The 13336-nt window shown below is 60.8% G+C and carries 9 protein-coding genes and 2 riboswitches; of the genes, 4 read left to right on the top strand and 5 right to left on the bottom strand.

The features are described 5' to 3' along the window. Positions 1–27: 27 nt before the first annotated feature. On the bottom strand, positions 28–927 hold the full coding sequence (locus tag BMOU_RS00265) for a GmrSD restriction endonuclease domain-containing protein (RefSeq protein ID WP_371851392.1): 900 nt from the start codon (positions 925–927) through the stop codon (positions 28–30). A 211-nt stretch (positions 928–1138) separates the two neighbouring features. On the opposite strand from BMOU_RS00265, the gene BMOU_RS00260 reads away from it, so the two are divergent. The 4 genes from BMOU_RS00260 to tenA all read left to right on the top strand — a co-directional run bounded on the left by BMOU_RS00260 (position 1139) and on the right by tenA (position 8200). Next, on the top strand, positions 1139–1903 hold the full coding sequence (locus tag BMOU_RS00260; RefSeq protein ID WP_171002094.1) for a MazG nucleotide pyrophosphohydrolase domain-containing protein: 765 nt from the start codon (positions 1139–1141) through the stop codon (positions 1901–1903). A gap of 42 nt (positions 1904–1945) precedes the next feature. After that, on the top strand, positions 1946–3376 hold the full coding sequence (locus BMOU_RS00255; protein ID WP_034873690.1) for a C1 family peptidase: 1431 nt from the start codon (positions 1946–1948) through the stop codon (positions 3374–3376). 45 nt (positions 3377–3421) lie between these two features. Then, on the top strand, positions 3422–7249 hold the full coding sequence (locus BMOU_RS00250; protein ID WP_034873688.1) for a DEAD/DEAH box helicase: 3828 nt from the start codon (positions 3422–3424) through the stop codon (positions 7247–7249). A gap of 92 nt (positions 7250–7341) precedes the next feature. Then, a riboswitch (TPP riboswitch) is annotated at positions 7342–7447 on the top strand. Beyond that, positions 7448–8200, top strand: coding sequence for a thiaminase II (gene tenA, locus BMOU_RS00245; protein WP_034873687.1), 753 nt, complete (start codon positions 7448–7450; stop codon positions 8198–8200). Positions 8201–8337: 137 nt separating this feature from the next. Here the strand turns inward: tenA and BMOU_RS00240 are convergent, their stop codons facing one another. The 4 genes from BMOU_RS00240 to BMOU_RS00225 all read right to left on the bottom strand — a co-directional run bounded on the left by BMOU_RS00240 (position 8338) and on the right by BMOU_RS00225 (position 13032). After that, positions 8338–8643: a YhbY family RNA-binding protein gene (locus BMOU_RS00240; protein WP_034873685.1), complete on the bottom strand. Its 306-nt coding sequence runs from the start codon at positions 8641–8643 to the stop codon at positions 8338–8340. A gap of 108 nt (positions 8644–8751) precedes the next feature. Beyond that, on the bottom strand, positions 8752–10110 hold the full coding sequence (locus BMOU_RS00235) for a metal-dependent hydrolase family protein (protein ID WP_034873683.1): 1359 nt from the start codon (positions 10108–10110) through the stop codon (positions 8752–8754). A 43-nt stretch (positions 10111–10153) separates the two neighbouring features. Then, positions 10154–12430, bottom strand: a complete 2277-nt coding sequence (locus BMOU_RS00230; protein WP_034873682.1) for an energy-coupling factor transporter ATPase — start codon at positions 12428–12430, stop codon at positions 10154–10156. Then, positions 12430–13032 (bottom strand): ECF transporter S component, encoded by a 603-nt coding sequence (locus tag BMOU_RS00225; protein ID WP_051428834.1) that lies wholly within the window; start codon positions 13030–13032, stop codon positions 12430–12432. The genes BMOU_RS00230 and BMOU_RS00225 overlap by 1 nt, the downstream gene beginning before the upstream one ends. A gap of 5 nt (positions 13033–13037) precedes the next feature. After that, positions 13038–13190: riboswitch (FMN riboswitch) on the bottom strand. Positions 13191–13336 lie beyond the last annotated feature (146 nt).

Raw genomic sequence — 13336 nt, 5'->3', positions numbered from 1 at the left:
GTCCGGCATCACTTACGAGTGGATCGGTTATTCGCAGGCAACTCCATCATGGTCGCGGTCCAATGCGGAACGATAGCCCGGCTGACCCTGGTAGATTGGTGCCGCTCCGGCGGCACGCGCGGCGGAGCAATTCTGGTAATAGACACTGGAACCATCGTTTTGCTGTACCTGGGGAGCCGGAGCGGGTTGTTCGGTTTGCGTCTGGGGCTGCTCCGGCTGCTCAGTGGGGGCCTGCTCGGTTTGAGTGGGCTCGGAGGAAGGTTCCTGAGTCGGTTCGGCGGTTGCGGTCTGGGACTGTTCGCCGGTACTCGTGCCGGTATAGTCGGGAACGGTCTGCGTCGGACAAGAGCCCAGCACTTTGTTCATCGCTTCCTTTTCCGCCTGGGTAACCCACAACGCATACTTATGCTTCACACCGATCTGGCGTGCCACGTACTCGCAGCGGAAGCTTTTATTGGAGGGCAGCCACGTAGCCGCATCGCCATCGGATTTTTTCTGATTGGCGGACCCGTCTACAGCCAACAGATTATATGGATCGTTGGCGAATTCGGTTCGCTCGTCCTTGCTGAGTTTCTGCGCGCCCTTCTGCCAAGCGTCGCTTAAGGAGACCACATGGTCGATCTGCACGGCGGTAGAGGTTTTCGCGCCTTTCTTAAACTTGATTTCCTTACCGGTGTATGGGTCCTGCAACTTGCCCGATTTGACCACGCAATCATGCGTACGCCCTTTATGCTTCACGTCCGTCAAATCACGGTTAAGAATGTCATTGCGTGTATCGCATCCGTTATGGTCGACATCCTTCCAGGCCTCGCCGAATTGCGCACGCTTGTATCCGGTCTTCGGCGCACGCCCCTTGACGGTAAGTGTGCCGAGTACATCGGTGGCGAGTTTGCCGGCGCCGGTGTTATCGGTGGGCTCCGCGGCCATGGAGTAATCGGCATGAAAGCCTGCGGCAAAGCCAATCGACAACAGACAGGCCATAATCACGACAATCGGACGACGTACTACTGCATTGTGGTAACGCACAGGTTCCTCTTTCTCATCTCATAATCCCTGAAGTCATCGTAGACCGGTTCCACATGAAGGCAAAAGCACGGCCATAACGATTCGGTCGGGACGTGCGGCGAAAATCGGCGTTATGACTCAAGCTGCATGTGACTCGTACGAACTTCCCGAAGGATTCGAATATTGCTCAAAGCTGAATCCGGTAATCGAAGCGGTCTCCGCCCTGGACCGTGTCAAGGCCGTGGTGAGCATACTGCACGAGCCGGGCGGCTGCCCGTGGGACGGTTCGCAGACGAACCAATCCCTGCTCAAACCCCTGCTCGAGGAAACCTACGAGTATATCGACGCGGTCGAAACCGACGACCGCGAGAACATGCGCGAGGAACTGGGCGATATGCTCCTGCAATCCGTGTTCCAGGCACAGGTGTGCGCACATGACGAGACCGATCCATTCGGCATCGATGAGGTATGCGACCGCTTGGTCGACAAGCTCATCACCCGCCATCCGCACGTATTCATGCCCGATGATGCCGCTGCGACGGAAGCGGATGCTCCGAAATCCGCTGAGGAGACGCTGCAATTATGGGAGAGGATGAAACAGAAGGAGAAGCAACGCAAGTCGGTGCTCGAAGGCATCTCACACGCCCAAGGCGCACTGCCAAGAGCCGCCAAAGTCGTTTCACGCGTCGCCAAATCAGCGAACCGGGCCCAACTCGAACAGGCATACACCGCCGAGTCGCAGCCGTCCGATACCGGCCACGACCACCAGTACGCCGATCGGATCATCGCGATACTGCGTGACGCGCAGCGCAACGGCGTCGACGTGGAATCAGAGCTGCGCTGCCGATTGCGCGACCTGGAATGCGCCATCGAACGAATCGAAAGCGAAAATCGATGACCGGCCCGGCGCAAGTCGGGGCATACGACGACAATCAACGGCATGACCGAATCCAAAGGCAACAACGAAAAAGCGATCGACAGGCGACTGCTCAAACAGTACGCCGAAGACTTCAACGCCGACCGAGCCAACCTCGTGGCCGCCAATGCGGCCGTCTCCGCCGGCGTACTCGAAGCGGCCGCCGACTACAGAGGCCAGCGCTCGCTGCCGCGCGACTTCTCCATCGAACTGAAACAGGGGTCAATCACCAACCAGCGTCGTTCCGGCCGCTGCTGGATGTTCGCCTCGCTCAATACGCTACGGTACGAGCTTATGCATGCGTGGAATCTCGACGACTTCGAATTCTCGGAAACATACCTGTTCTTCTGGGATGCGATGGAGAAGTCCAATACGTATCTGGAAAACGTGCTCGCCACTCTTGATGAGCCGACCGATAGCCGTATCTTCCAGGAAATCAACGACGGTCCCGCCGATGACGGAGGCTGGTGGCAGATGTTCGCCGATCTGGTGAACAAGTACGGGCTCGTGCCGAAGAACGCATACCCGGAGTCCGCGAATTCCAAGGATTCCGACGCCTTCAAACAGTACCTCAACTCCAAGCTGCGCGAGTTCGCGGCCGATCTGCGCGATCGGCATGCGGCCGGCACGTCGATCGACGAGCTCCGTACGTTGAAGAACGAAGACATGTCAACCGTATACCGCATGTGCGCGATCGCACTGGGCGAGCCGCCGGAGACGTTCGATTTTCTGGTGCGTACCAGCGACGACGACAAGAAGGACGCCGATTCCGACAGGAAGGACAAAAAGGCCGGCAAACCGAAGTCCGGCAAGGATGAACGCAGGCAGATCCGCGAATTCGGCATCACGCCGGTCGAATTCTACAGGAAGTACGTGCCGCTTGATGTGAACGACCTGGTCACCCTATGCAATGTGCCGATGGAGTCCCGCCCGTTCAACAGACGTTATCGCATACGCTTTACCGCGAACGTCGCCGAGGCCGGCGATATGGAATTCATCAACGTGCCGCTCGACGTGTTCAAGAAGGCGGCCGTCGACCAGATCAGCGCCGGGCATCCGATCTGGTTCGCCTGCGACTGCACGCAGTTCTCCCTACGGTCCGCCGGATACTTCGACTGCGACAGCGTGCGTGTGGACCAACTATTCGGCACCGAGTTCACCCTCGATAAGGCGCAAGGGCTTGAATACGGCGATTCCCCGAGCGATCACGCCATGACCCTCACCGGCGTGAACCTCGACGCCAACGGCAGGCCGAACCGTTGGAAGGTCGAGAACAGCTGGGGCAAAGACAATGGTGACGACGGATACTACGTGGCATCCGACGCATGGTTCGACCGCTACGTGACCGAAATCATCATCCGCAGGGAATACCTCGATGAGGCCACCCGTGCGTTGCTCGCCACGGAGCCGGTGGAACTCGACCCATGGGAGCCGCTGACCAAGCGTTCCAGATAACGGCGGCAACACCGACAACGGTGACGGCGAGGCGAAAGGCGAAGAGTGACAGGCAAACTCACGTGGCTTTCCGACGAGCTGCATAGCGAATGCGGCACGGCGGTGCTTCAGCGTGCCCGCGGCATCACCGACCAATGGCGTGCCAAGATGCGGGATCTGTACTGCCTGAACGATCCCGAAACGGACCGCATCACACTGAGCTCCTCCGTGCGCGGCACCACTTCGCCGTCCAGCAACTACACGGTGCAGGCCACCGTCGATATGGGCGACCAGTTGTTGCTGGCACGCTACTGCGGCTGCCCGGCCTTCGCGGGCACAGGCCCCGGCCGGGACAGAGGGTACCGCGACAGTTTCGGCTACCGCAGTTTCTCCGATGACGACGAGATCTACGATTACGAGGATGCCGACTACGACGATTACGGCGATTTCGGCAGGGGAGCCGCATACGGCCACGTGGACGACGGCTACGATGATTCCGACGACTACCGGGGCTCCCGCGGTTTTGGCCGGAATCCCCGTCGAAGCGCCGGCGGTCGTTTCACTGGAACCGGGACCGGATCCCGCTACACCGGCATGTGCAAGCATCTCGCCGCGATGATCATGCTGTTCGTGGAGGCGCCGGAACGTTTCCATGGCTACCAGCCGGGTAATGCCACCCCACGGTATATCGCCGACTACATGAGACGAATCGATGCCGAACGGAACACGTCGAACGAGGATTCCCAACTTGATCTGCTCAAACGCATCGCCAATGCGAAACACAGGCTGGACGAAGAGCAGGGTCGTCTGACGCCCGCCCGACATGGCAGGACGGCCGGATCCCGTGGCGGCGATCCGACCATCGTGTTGCCCGGCAGCGTGCATCTCGAACCGACGATCACGCTCGCCGAGGGGGAGACCTGGTCGCTGAGCCTGCGCATCGCCTGCGGCAACGCCTCATACATTCTGAAAGACATCTCAAAATTCGTGTCCGACATGCGATCGGGAGCCTACGAATCATATGGGCGCAAGCTGGCGTTCACCCATACGCCGGCCATGCTCGACCCGTTCTCGCAAAGCGTGCTGGCGTTCCTCAACCGGGTACTCGCCACACGCGCCATCGCACAGAGGCAAAACCACCACCCCTATGGCGATTCCACGAACGTGCAAAGGGACCTGCTGCTCACCGATTGGGAGGTCTGTGACCTGCTCGACCTGCACGACGCATTGCCATTGACCGTCTCAGGTGAAGCGACATCGGGGAACGCGCAAGTCATGGAGGCTGACGACATCGCCAATCCGACGCGACACAAGCCCACCTCCATCATGGTCGGCTCAGGACTGAACCATGCCGGCGAACTCGACATCATCGAAGGGGACCCGGCATTCGGCTTCGCCATGTCATATGAGCGTCACGGCGGGGATTCCGGCGTGCGCATCATCGCAGACAAGGTGATCATGGGCGTGGTGACGGGCCAGCATAGCCGTTACGTGATCTGCGCCCAGGCCAACAACTATGCGGATGCCGCGCTCTACCGCTGCTCCGCCGCAATGGAACCGGCGCTCGGTCCGCTCTCCTCACTATGCATAGGCGACCCGGACGGTGTGTTCATCGCCGAAGAGGACTGGCCCATGTTCGCACGCACCATACTTCCCGCACTCACCGACGCCGGCATCGGCCTGCATGTGCCACAGGAAGTCGCCTATGCGATCGGTGCGGAATGCAGCATCGAATTCTATCTGGACCGTGACCTGCACGGTGTGACCTGTGAGGCCGTGGCGCGATATGGCGACTTCGCGTTCCAGCTGGTCCCCGCCGCCAAGGAACTGCGTGGCGTCATCAATCCCGATTCCACATCCAAGGCTTCGCTGGTCAGACGCGATCAGGAACGTGAGACACTCGCCGTGCAGGTGGTGCGCCAGCTGTTCCCTGCATGGAGCGCCACCGATCTGGCGCGTGTCGGGGAAGAAGACGAAGATGCCATCCTGCTGCTGCTCACCGAAGGCGTGGAGATTCTCGAATCGGTGGGGCGGGTATTCTCCACGGCCGCCTTCGACGGCCTGATGTCTCCATCGAAACCGAGCGTCAAGGTCGGATTGTCGGTCGAATCGAATCTCGTCGAGATTTCGCCGATCGCCGACGAAGTACCGATGAACGAGGTCGGCGCACTGCTTGACAGCTACCGGCGCAAACGTCGTTATCATCGGCTGCGCGACGGCACCTTCGTGGATCTGCGGAGGGCCGATTTGGACGAACTCGACCAGATCGCCTCGGATTTCGACCTGACGGGGAAGCAGCTCAATGGCGGAACCGTCACCGTTCCGGGCTATCAGGCATTTCTGCTGGATGCGCAGGTGCCGGACGAACGCAAAAGCGCATCCTTCACGGCGTATGTCGACGATGTGAAGATCATCGATCCGAACCGTTACGAAGTGCCGCGGGCGTTGCACAATGTGCTGCGACCATATCAGGTGGAGGGCTTCCGCTGGCTCTCCACGCTATGGGACAAGGGTTTCGGCGGCATTCTCGCCGACGAGATGGGTCTGGGCAAATCCGTGCAGCTGCTCGCCCTCATCGAAGCGCGCAAGGGGAACGGGCCGGCGCTCATCGTATGTCCGGCATCGCTTGTCTACAACTGGGCCGCGGAATGCGGAAAATTCACCACCGACCTTACCGTGGAGGTCGTGGCCGGCACCAAGGCGGAGCGCCGCGCCATGCTGCGACGGCTACGGGAAACGGCGGGATCGGGCCTCTCATCATCTTGCGAAGACGGCACGGACGGCGGACCGGACATACTCGTCACATCCTACGATCTGCTACGTCGTGACATCGACGAGTATGCCGGCTGCCGGTTCGCATGCATGGCGCTCGATGAGGCGCAGTACATCAAGAACCACGCCACCAAGGTGGCGAAAGTCGTCAAGCGGGTGAACGCCGAACATCGCTTCGCATTGACCGGTACGCCGATCGAGAACCGTCTGAGCGAACTGTGGAGCATCTTCGATTTTCTGATGCCGGGATTGCTCGGCACCTACACGCGATTCCGCGAGCGCTACGAGCAGCCGATTCTGGCTCCCGGCCCCGAACGGTCCGTCATGGCCGGCAAATTGCAGGCTTTGGTCGGCCTGTTCATCAAACGGCGGTTGAAGAAGGACGTGCTCACCGATCTGCCCGACAAGTTCGAGAACATCGTGACCGTGAAATTGGCGGGGGAACAACGCAAACTGTATGCGGCGCACGAACAGCGGCTTCGTGCCACGCTCACCAAGACGCGGGATGCCGATTTCAACACGAGCAGGATCCGTATTCTTGCGGAATTCACGTTGCTGCGCGAGCTTTGCTGCGATCCGCGCTTGGTGTATGCGGATGCGAAGAACGGTTCGGCCAAGCTTGACGCCATCGACGATTTGGTGGCCAATTGCATGGATGAGGGCAAGAAAGTGCTCGTCTTCTCGCAGTTCACGTCGTTCCTTGACCTGATCGGCACGCGGCTTGCCGAACATGGCGTCGCGTTCCATTCGATCACCGGCGAGACGCCGAAAAGAAAACGCGTGGAACTGGTGGATGCGTTCAACGGCGATGATGTGCCGGTATTCCTGATCTCGCTCAAGGCCGGCAATACCGGTCTGAACCTGGTCGGCGCATCCGTGGTGATCCATGCCGATCCCTGGTGGAATGCGGCAGCGCAGAATCAGGCCACCGACCGTGCGCACCGCATCGGGCAGACGCAGGATGTGAATGTGTACCAGATTGTGGCGAAGGACACCATCGAGGAGCGCATTCTGCGACTGCAGCAGGACAAGAACCGGTTGGCACGCCAATTCACCGACGGTGACGCCTCGGGCGGCATCGGCTCGCTCACCAAGGACGATCTGCTCGACCTGCTGAGTTGACCCAAAGGCGGCCCTCATATGCGGCGGCATGCCGTCGCGCTGGCTTGCCGCGGGGCGGTTTGGGGGTGTCTGCGGGTTTTGCCATAATGAACGGCGTAATGCAGGGGAACCCGTAAAGCCGGGTTGAGATAGGCGTGAGGCCTGACCCTTTGAACCTGATGGTTAATACCAGCGTAGGGAGGCATATCTTTGAGCGATATGACATCTGTAATCAACAAGCCATACGATCCGGCCCGTGGTGTTCGTCTCGACAATCTTCCCCCGTTCGCGCAGCGAATGCGCGAAGCGGCCGATTCAGTGTGGGAGGAAGGCTACCGTCAGCCGTTCCTGCGCGAGCTTGGCGAAGGCACGCTACAGCGTGAAAGGTTCGCCTTCTATCTGCTGCAGGACTACCGGTATCTCGCCGACTACGCCAAGGTGCATGCATTGGCCCTGACCAAGACCGACGATACCGAGGTCATGCAGTTCATGGTCGGCGTGCAAAGCGCGATCTTCAATGTGGAGACCAACGTGCACCGCAAGTATATGGCCGGCTACGGTGTGAGCGAGGAGGAGATGGCCGACGTTCGCCAATCCGCATTCGCGCGCGCATACACGTCGAACATTCTTTCCATCGCCTACGGCAAGGAACTGGTCGACATTCTTGTGGCCGTGCTGCCATGCGCGTGGGTGTACGCCGACTACGGCCAGCGCCTCGCCCGCGAATTCGCGGACACGCTGGACTCCAACCCCTACAGGAGCTGGGTCGACATGTACAGGACCGAGGAGTTCTGGGAAGGCTCCGCATGGCTGATCGAGCATATCGAACGGTTGGCCGAAGGACTGTCCGAGAAGCGCAGGCAGGAGCTTATCGACATTTTCGTAACCGGTGTCGAGAACGAATACATGTTCTGGTCCAGCGCCTACGACATGCAGTACACGTGGAAGCCTGAGTGGGATCAGGGGCGCTGATACCAAGGCATAGGGGCCATCGGCCTTCGATCGTTTGTTTTCATTGCAAAGGTGGGGCGGCATCCGAACCGGATGCCGCCCCACCTTGGTTCAGCGGCTTCTTTTCCGCCCGTGCATTCCCTGCCGGCGGGAGCCGTCTACTCACGAACGAGACGGATGTGCTCCACGTCGTCGCGATGGGAACGACGGTAGAGCACGAAACGGTTGCCGATCACCTGTACGAGCTCCGCATCGAGTTGCTCGGCCAGACCCTCTCCGGCTTCCTTCGCGGTCAGACCGGAACCGTCAAGCACGGAGCCCTTGATGAGCTCGCGCCTTTCGATGGTTTCATCCGCCTGCTTGACGGCGTTCTCGCTCAGATCGTTCTTGCCGACCTGAACGATCGGGTTGAGCTTGTTGGCCATGCCCCGCAACTGCTTGATCTGCTTCTTGGTAAGTGCCATATGTGTTTCGCTTTCTCTACATAGCCGTCCGCAAACTGCCTGCGGCATCAAAGTCCTTCCGGCAACGCTCGCTCTACCATAGCGTGAGGCCGGTAAAACGCCTCCCCATCATTCACGTTCCATCGCCTCGTCGAGCAGACGGTCGATGTCGTCGAACCGTTTGGCGTGCGGATGCCATACGGGATGGCCCGCGGCGACCACCAGCGCCGGATGGGCAAGGGTCGCGAGAGACTCCAGCGGATTGGCGTCCAGCACCACCATGTCGGCGGCCTTGCCTTCCTCCAACGAACCGGTGGATGCGCCTACGTTGAGAATCCGCGCGTTCACGGCGGTGGCCGCATGGATGGCCTCGGCCGGCGTGAATCCGGCGAATTTCACCAGTAGCGCCAGCTCGCGCCACGTATTATATTGCGTTACGAAGGTCATGGCGGTGTCGGTGCCGATGCCCACCGGAATGCCGGCATCATGTGCGGCCCGGGTGCCGTTGATCATACCGTCGACCACCAGCTTCGAATTCTCGGCCTGAATCTCGGTGATGCCGGTCACGTCACGGCTGAACGCGTGCAGCGGGAATCCTGCGGAAAGCGTCGGCACCAGTGCGGAGTAGCCGCGCAACGCATTCGGATTGTGCCTGAGCAGTTCAATCAGCTCATCGTCAAGGCGGCTGCCATGTTCGATGGTGTCCACACCGGCCTTCAACGCCCTGCGCACGCCCTCCGCGCTTTGCGCATGCGCGGCGACGATGAGGCCCGCATTGTGCGCCTCGTCGCAGATGGCGCGCATCTGTTCGATGGTCATCTGAGGGGAACCGGCCTCACCACGCACCTGGGAATCGGTGACGCCGCCGGTCGCGGCGATTTTGATGGCGTCTACGCCATGTTCGATATTCGTACGCGTATGCAGGCGTGACTCCTGCGGGGTCCTGCCCTCCAACGCGATCAGGGGAGCGCCATGGCCGTCGGGAATCGCCATCAGCGGCCCCGAGGCCAGAATGCGAGGGCCCACCATCTCGTTTGCGGCGATCGCATCGCGCAGCGCCACGGCCTCGTAGCCGATATCGCCCAGCGTACGAATCGTGGTGACGCCCGACTCCAGCAGCGTTCGCACGCTCGCTTTCGCCACTGCGTTGACATACGGCTTGCCGACCGGCGAATGCACCATGGCCGCGATGATGCGCTGGCCCTTCGGCGTGGCCATCCTCGGATCCAATGGGCGGCCTTGCGAGAACAGATGCGTATGTGCGTTGATCAGGCCCGGCATCACGTATTTTCCCGTGCCATCAAGATAACGGTATTCGTCCGGAACGGGCGTGCCGAAGCTTGGCGAGACCCGCTCGATCCGGCCATGCGCGCCGACCAGAACCGTCATATCAGGCAATACGGTTCCTCCGGCATCCCCTACGACCAGGCCCACGTGGGCCAAGGCGAACGGTTCGATAATCTTCGACATTCCCGACTTCATCGTCATCATCGCTCCTTAAATCATCGCGATACCGCACATGGAACAACCACTAGCATAATGCCGGTAAGGCGACCAGCGCCACAAGATAGACGACAATCGCGGCCATTGCGATGATATCGCGCATGGTGATGCGCATGATACGCCAGTGGGTGCGTTCCGCGCCCTCCTCGTAGCAACGCGCATCGAGTGCGAGGCTCAGGTTGTCGGCATGCCGGATTGCGCCCGCGAACACCGGTATGATGATGGCCGTCATCGCCTTGATGCGCTGCGTGGGCGAACCGGTCTCTATAACGCCTCCACGTGCCGACTGAGCGTCGACGATGGCTTTCGCCTCGGTGCCGAGCGTCGGCAGGAAGCGTAGGGCCAGGCTCATGACGAGCGCCGTCTCCTGCGTGTGCATGCCGAAACGCCTCCAGGGCGACAGCAGCGATTCGAAGGCGTCGGTCATCGCCGTAGGCGTGGTCGTGTTCAGGAACGTCGCTCCCAGCACGATGACCACGGCGAACCGGCACGCGTACAGCAACGCGATGGCGATGCCGTCGTCGGTGATCGGAATCGGCCCAAGACGCGCCACGATTGTGCCGGAACGCACGAAGAAGACGTTGAGCAGACCGCAGAACACGAACAGCATCAGGAACATGTGCACGGATCCGAGCAGCCGCCACGGATTGAGTCCGGCGGCACCGATGATCGCGCCGGTGAAGATCGCGGCCAGCAGCAGCTGCCAGCCGGAATTGATGGCGAAGGCGGAGAACATCAGCGCCAGCGCGGACACCATCTTCACGCGAGGATCGAGACCGCCGATGAAAGACGGCTTGTGGCCATTGCGTCGGGCCGCCGCCGATGTCTTCTGTGGCGCCTGTGATTCGAGTGTGATGGTGCGATCGGCTATCGCGTCGACCTCCGCCTGCGAATGCGAGATGATGAGCGTGGTCACGCCATCGGCGCGCAACGTCCGGATGAGCTCATGCACGCGCGCGGTCGCCTGCTCGTCAAGCCCGGCGGTCGGCTCGTCCATGATGAGTATGCGTGGATTGCGGGCGATCACGCCGGCGATGGCCACAAGACGCTGTTGGCCGCCGGACAGATCAAAAGGGGAACGATCCCTCAGATGTTCGATATGCAACAGGCGCAGGGCCTGTTCGACCCGCTCCCGAACCTGCGATTCGGTCAGATGCTGGTTACGCGGACCGTAGGCGATGTCATCGGCGACGGTTTCGGCGAACAGCTGCCGTTCCGGATGCTGCATGACGAAACCGACGGTGGTGCGCAGATCCTCACGGGCCTTGCGGCTGAGCGGTTTCGATGCGCCGGATCCGGTGGTTCGCGCGACGGGGATGCCATCGATGACGATGGAACCGGATTGCGGGGTTTCCAACGCGCAAAGCATACGGGCCAAAGTGGTCTTGCCTGCGCCGTTGCGGCCCATGAGCGCCACCGCCTCGCCCCGGCCGATGGTCAGTGAAAGCCGTTCGAAGACGGCTGAGTCGGCATTCGGATAACGGTAGGTAAGGTCCCGTACCGTGATGATGGGAGCGGAGGCAATGGGATCGGACTGTGGCAAGCCGCTTTCAGCCGGACCTTCGACCTCCCTGCTGGAGCGAGCCGAAGGCGCCGGTGGCTGTGGGCGGTCCACGCCGGAACCGGCATTCGCCACGCGGCCCTGCTCCAACCGGATCACACGATCGGCATGTATGAGCTCGTCCGCATGGTGCGTGACCAAAACGATGGTGGTGCCATGATCCTGCAGATCGTCAAGAACATGCATGATGTCGGCGCGCGCCTGCGGGTCGAGCATGGCGGTCGGCTCATCCAGCACCAGCACCTTCGAATCCATGGCGAGCATGCCTGCAATCGCGACGCGCTGCTGCTGGCCGCCGCTCAATCTGGTCGGATCGGCCGTCCGATGGTCCTGCATGCCGACGGCTTCCAGCGAAGCGGTGATCCTGGTCGCGATGCCGTCATGCGCGATCGCAAGGTTCTCCGGACCGAAGGCGACGTCATCCTCGGTGATCGTGGTGACGATCTGATCCTCCGGATGCTGAAAGACGGCACCGATGCCATGCCGAGCCGTACGGTATGCGTCGGCATGGGCACCGGAATCATCGAAGGCGACATTGCCGAGCAGCGTGACGGTTCCCGAATCAGGCGCGACCAGCCCGGCGATCACACGGGACAGCGTGGATTTGCCGGAACCGTTCGCGCCGGTCAGGCAGACGCGCTCGCCCTGCAGGATGGTGAGGTCGACGCCATCCAACGCCCAGGTGGCGCCATGGTCATAGCTGAAGCGAACGTCGTGCAGTTCGATGACGGGAATGTTCGGCATCAGCGGTTCAGCAGGTTCGAGATCGGCTTGTAGATCAGGAACGTGACCACGCCATGGATCGTGAACTTCAATACGTTGAACGGCAGGAGCGCCGGAATGATCAGCGCCACGACCTGTGCGGCGGTCATGTGCGCATAGAACGGCGTGACGATGATGTTGCCCACGATCGCCGCCGCGAGCGCAACGAGGGCGCCGACGACGATGCCGAGCAGCGCTCCCTTGCGGGTCTTGTTCCTGCGGTAGATGAGCGAGGCCGGCACCGATAGCGCCAATGCCACAAGCACCGCCATCAGCGTACCCCATGGGTTGGTGAACAGATGAGGTATGAAGCCGAGTACGCTTACGATCACGGCCGCCGATGGGCCGAACGCGAAGCCCGCCACCAGGCAGACGATGCCCGACGGATCATACTTGAGCCACTGCACGCCCGGGATGATCGGGAATTCGATGAAACTGACGGCCATGGCCAGCGCCACGAACAGTGCGTATATGGCGATGCGTTTGGTGGACCAGCGGCCCGAATCGGCCACTCCCGTGGAATGCTCGTTGTCCGGTCGGGACTGATTGCCGGGCTGTTGCATGCTATGCGAGGATACGCTCATGATGAGCTCCGTTTCTTTCATCCGGACTTTGACCGTTGGCCCCGGATTCTCACCGGATCAGCCGCATTCGCGGGTCGCGGGCTTCGGTAGTGGGCCGTTATGAGTATCGGTCTTGCCGTTACCGCCAGTAAGGGTTTTCACCTTCCCTGAAACTTGCGGAACCATATATACGCTCCGGCATGGATATGGGTGTGTCCGGCTACGGTTTCGTGAGGCCCTACGGGGGAGCAATCGTTATTCATGGCGGGGGAGTGCAATGTTGAGTCGGTTAAGTATGACAAATCATGCAATCGTATTCACCATT

It is taken from the genome of Bifidobacterium moukalabense DSM 27321, from assembly GCF_000522505.1.
GTDB classification, from domain to species: Bacteria; Actinomycetota; Actinomycetes; order Actinomycetales; family Bifidobacteriaceae; genus Bifidobacterium; species Bifidobacterium moukalabense.
This window is presented reverse-complemented; position numbering and strand designations above follow the sequence as displayed.

Bases quoted from the DNA above. Each gene is read 5' to 3' on its own strand.
- BMOU_RS00265 (WP_371851392.1), bottom strand. From the start codon at position 927: ATGGCCGCGGAGCCCACCGATAACACCGGCGCCGGCAAACTCGCCACC.
- BMOU_RS00260 (WP_171002094.1), top strand. From the start codon at position 1,139: ATGACTCAAGCTGCATGTGACTCGTACGAACTTCCCGAAGGATTCGAA.
- BMOU_RS00255 (WP_034873690.1), top strand. From the start codon at position 1,946: ATGACCGAATCCAAAGGCAACAACGAAAAAGCGATCGACAGGCGACTG.
- tenA (WP_034873687.1), top strand. From the start codon at position 7,448: ATGACATCTGTAATCAACAAGCCATACGATCCGGCCCGTGGTGTTCGT.
- BMOU_RS00240 (WP_034873685.1), bottom strand. From the start codon at position 8,643: ATGGCACTTACCAAGAAGCAGATCAAGCAGTTGCGGGGCATGGCCAAC.
- BMOU_RS00235 (WP_034873683.1), bottom strand. From the start codon at position 10,110: ATGACGATGAAGTCGGGAATGTCGAAGATTATCGAACCGTTCGCCTTG.
- BMOU_RS00230 (WP_034873682.1), bottom strand. From the start codon at position 12,430: ATGCCGAACATTCCCGTCATCGAACTGCACGACGTTCGCTTCAGCTAT.
- BMOU_RS00225 (WP_051428834.1), bottom strand. From the start codon at position 13,032: ATGAGCGTATCCTCGCATAGCATGCAACAGCCCGGCAATCAGTCCCGA.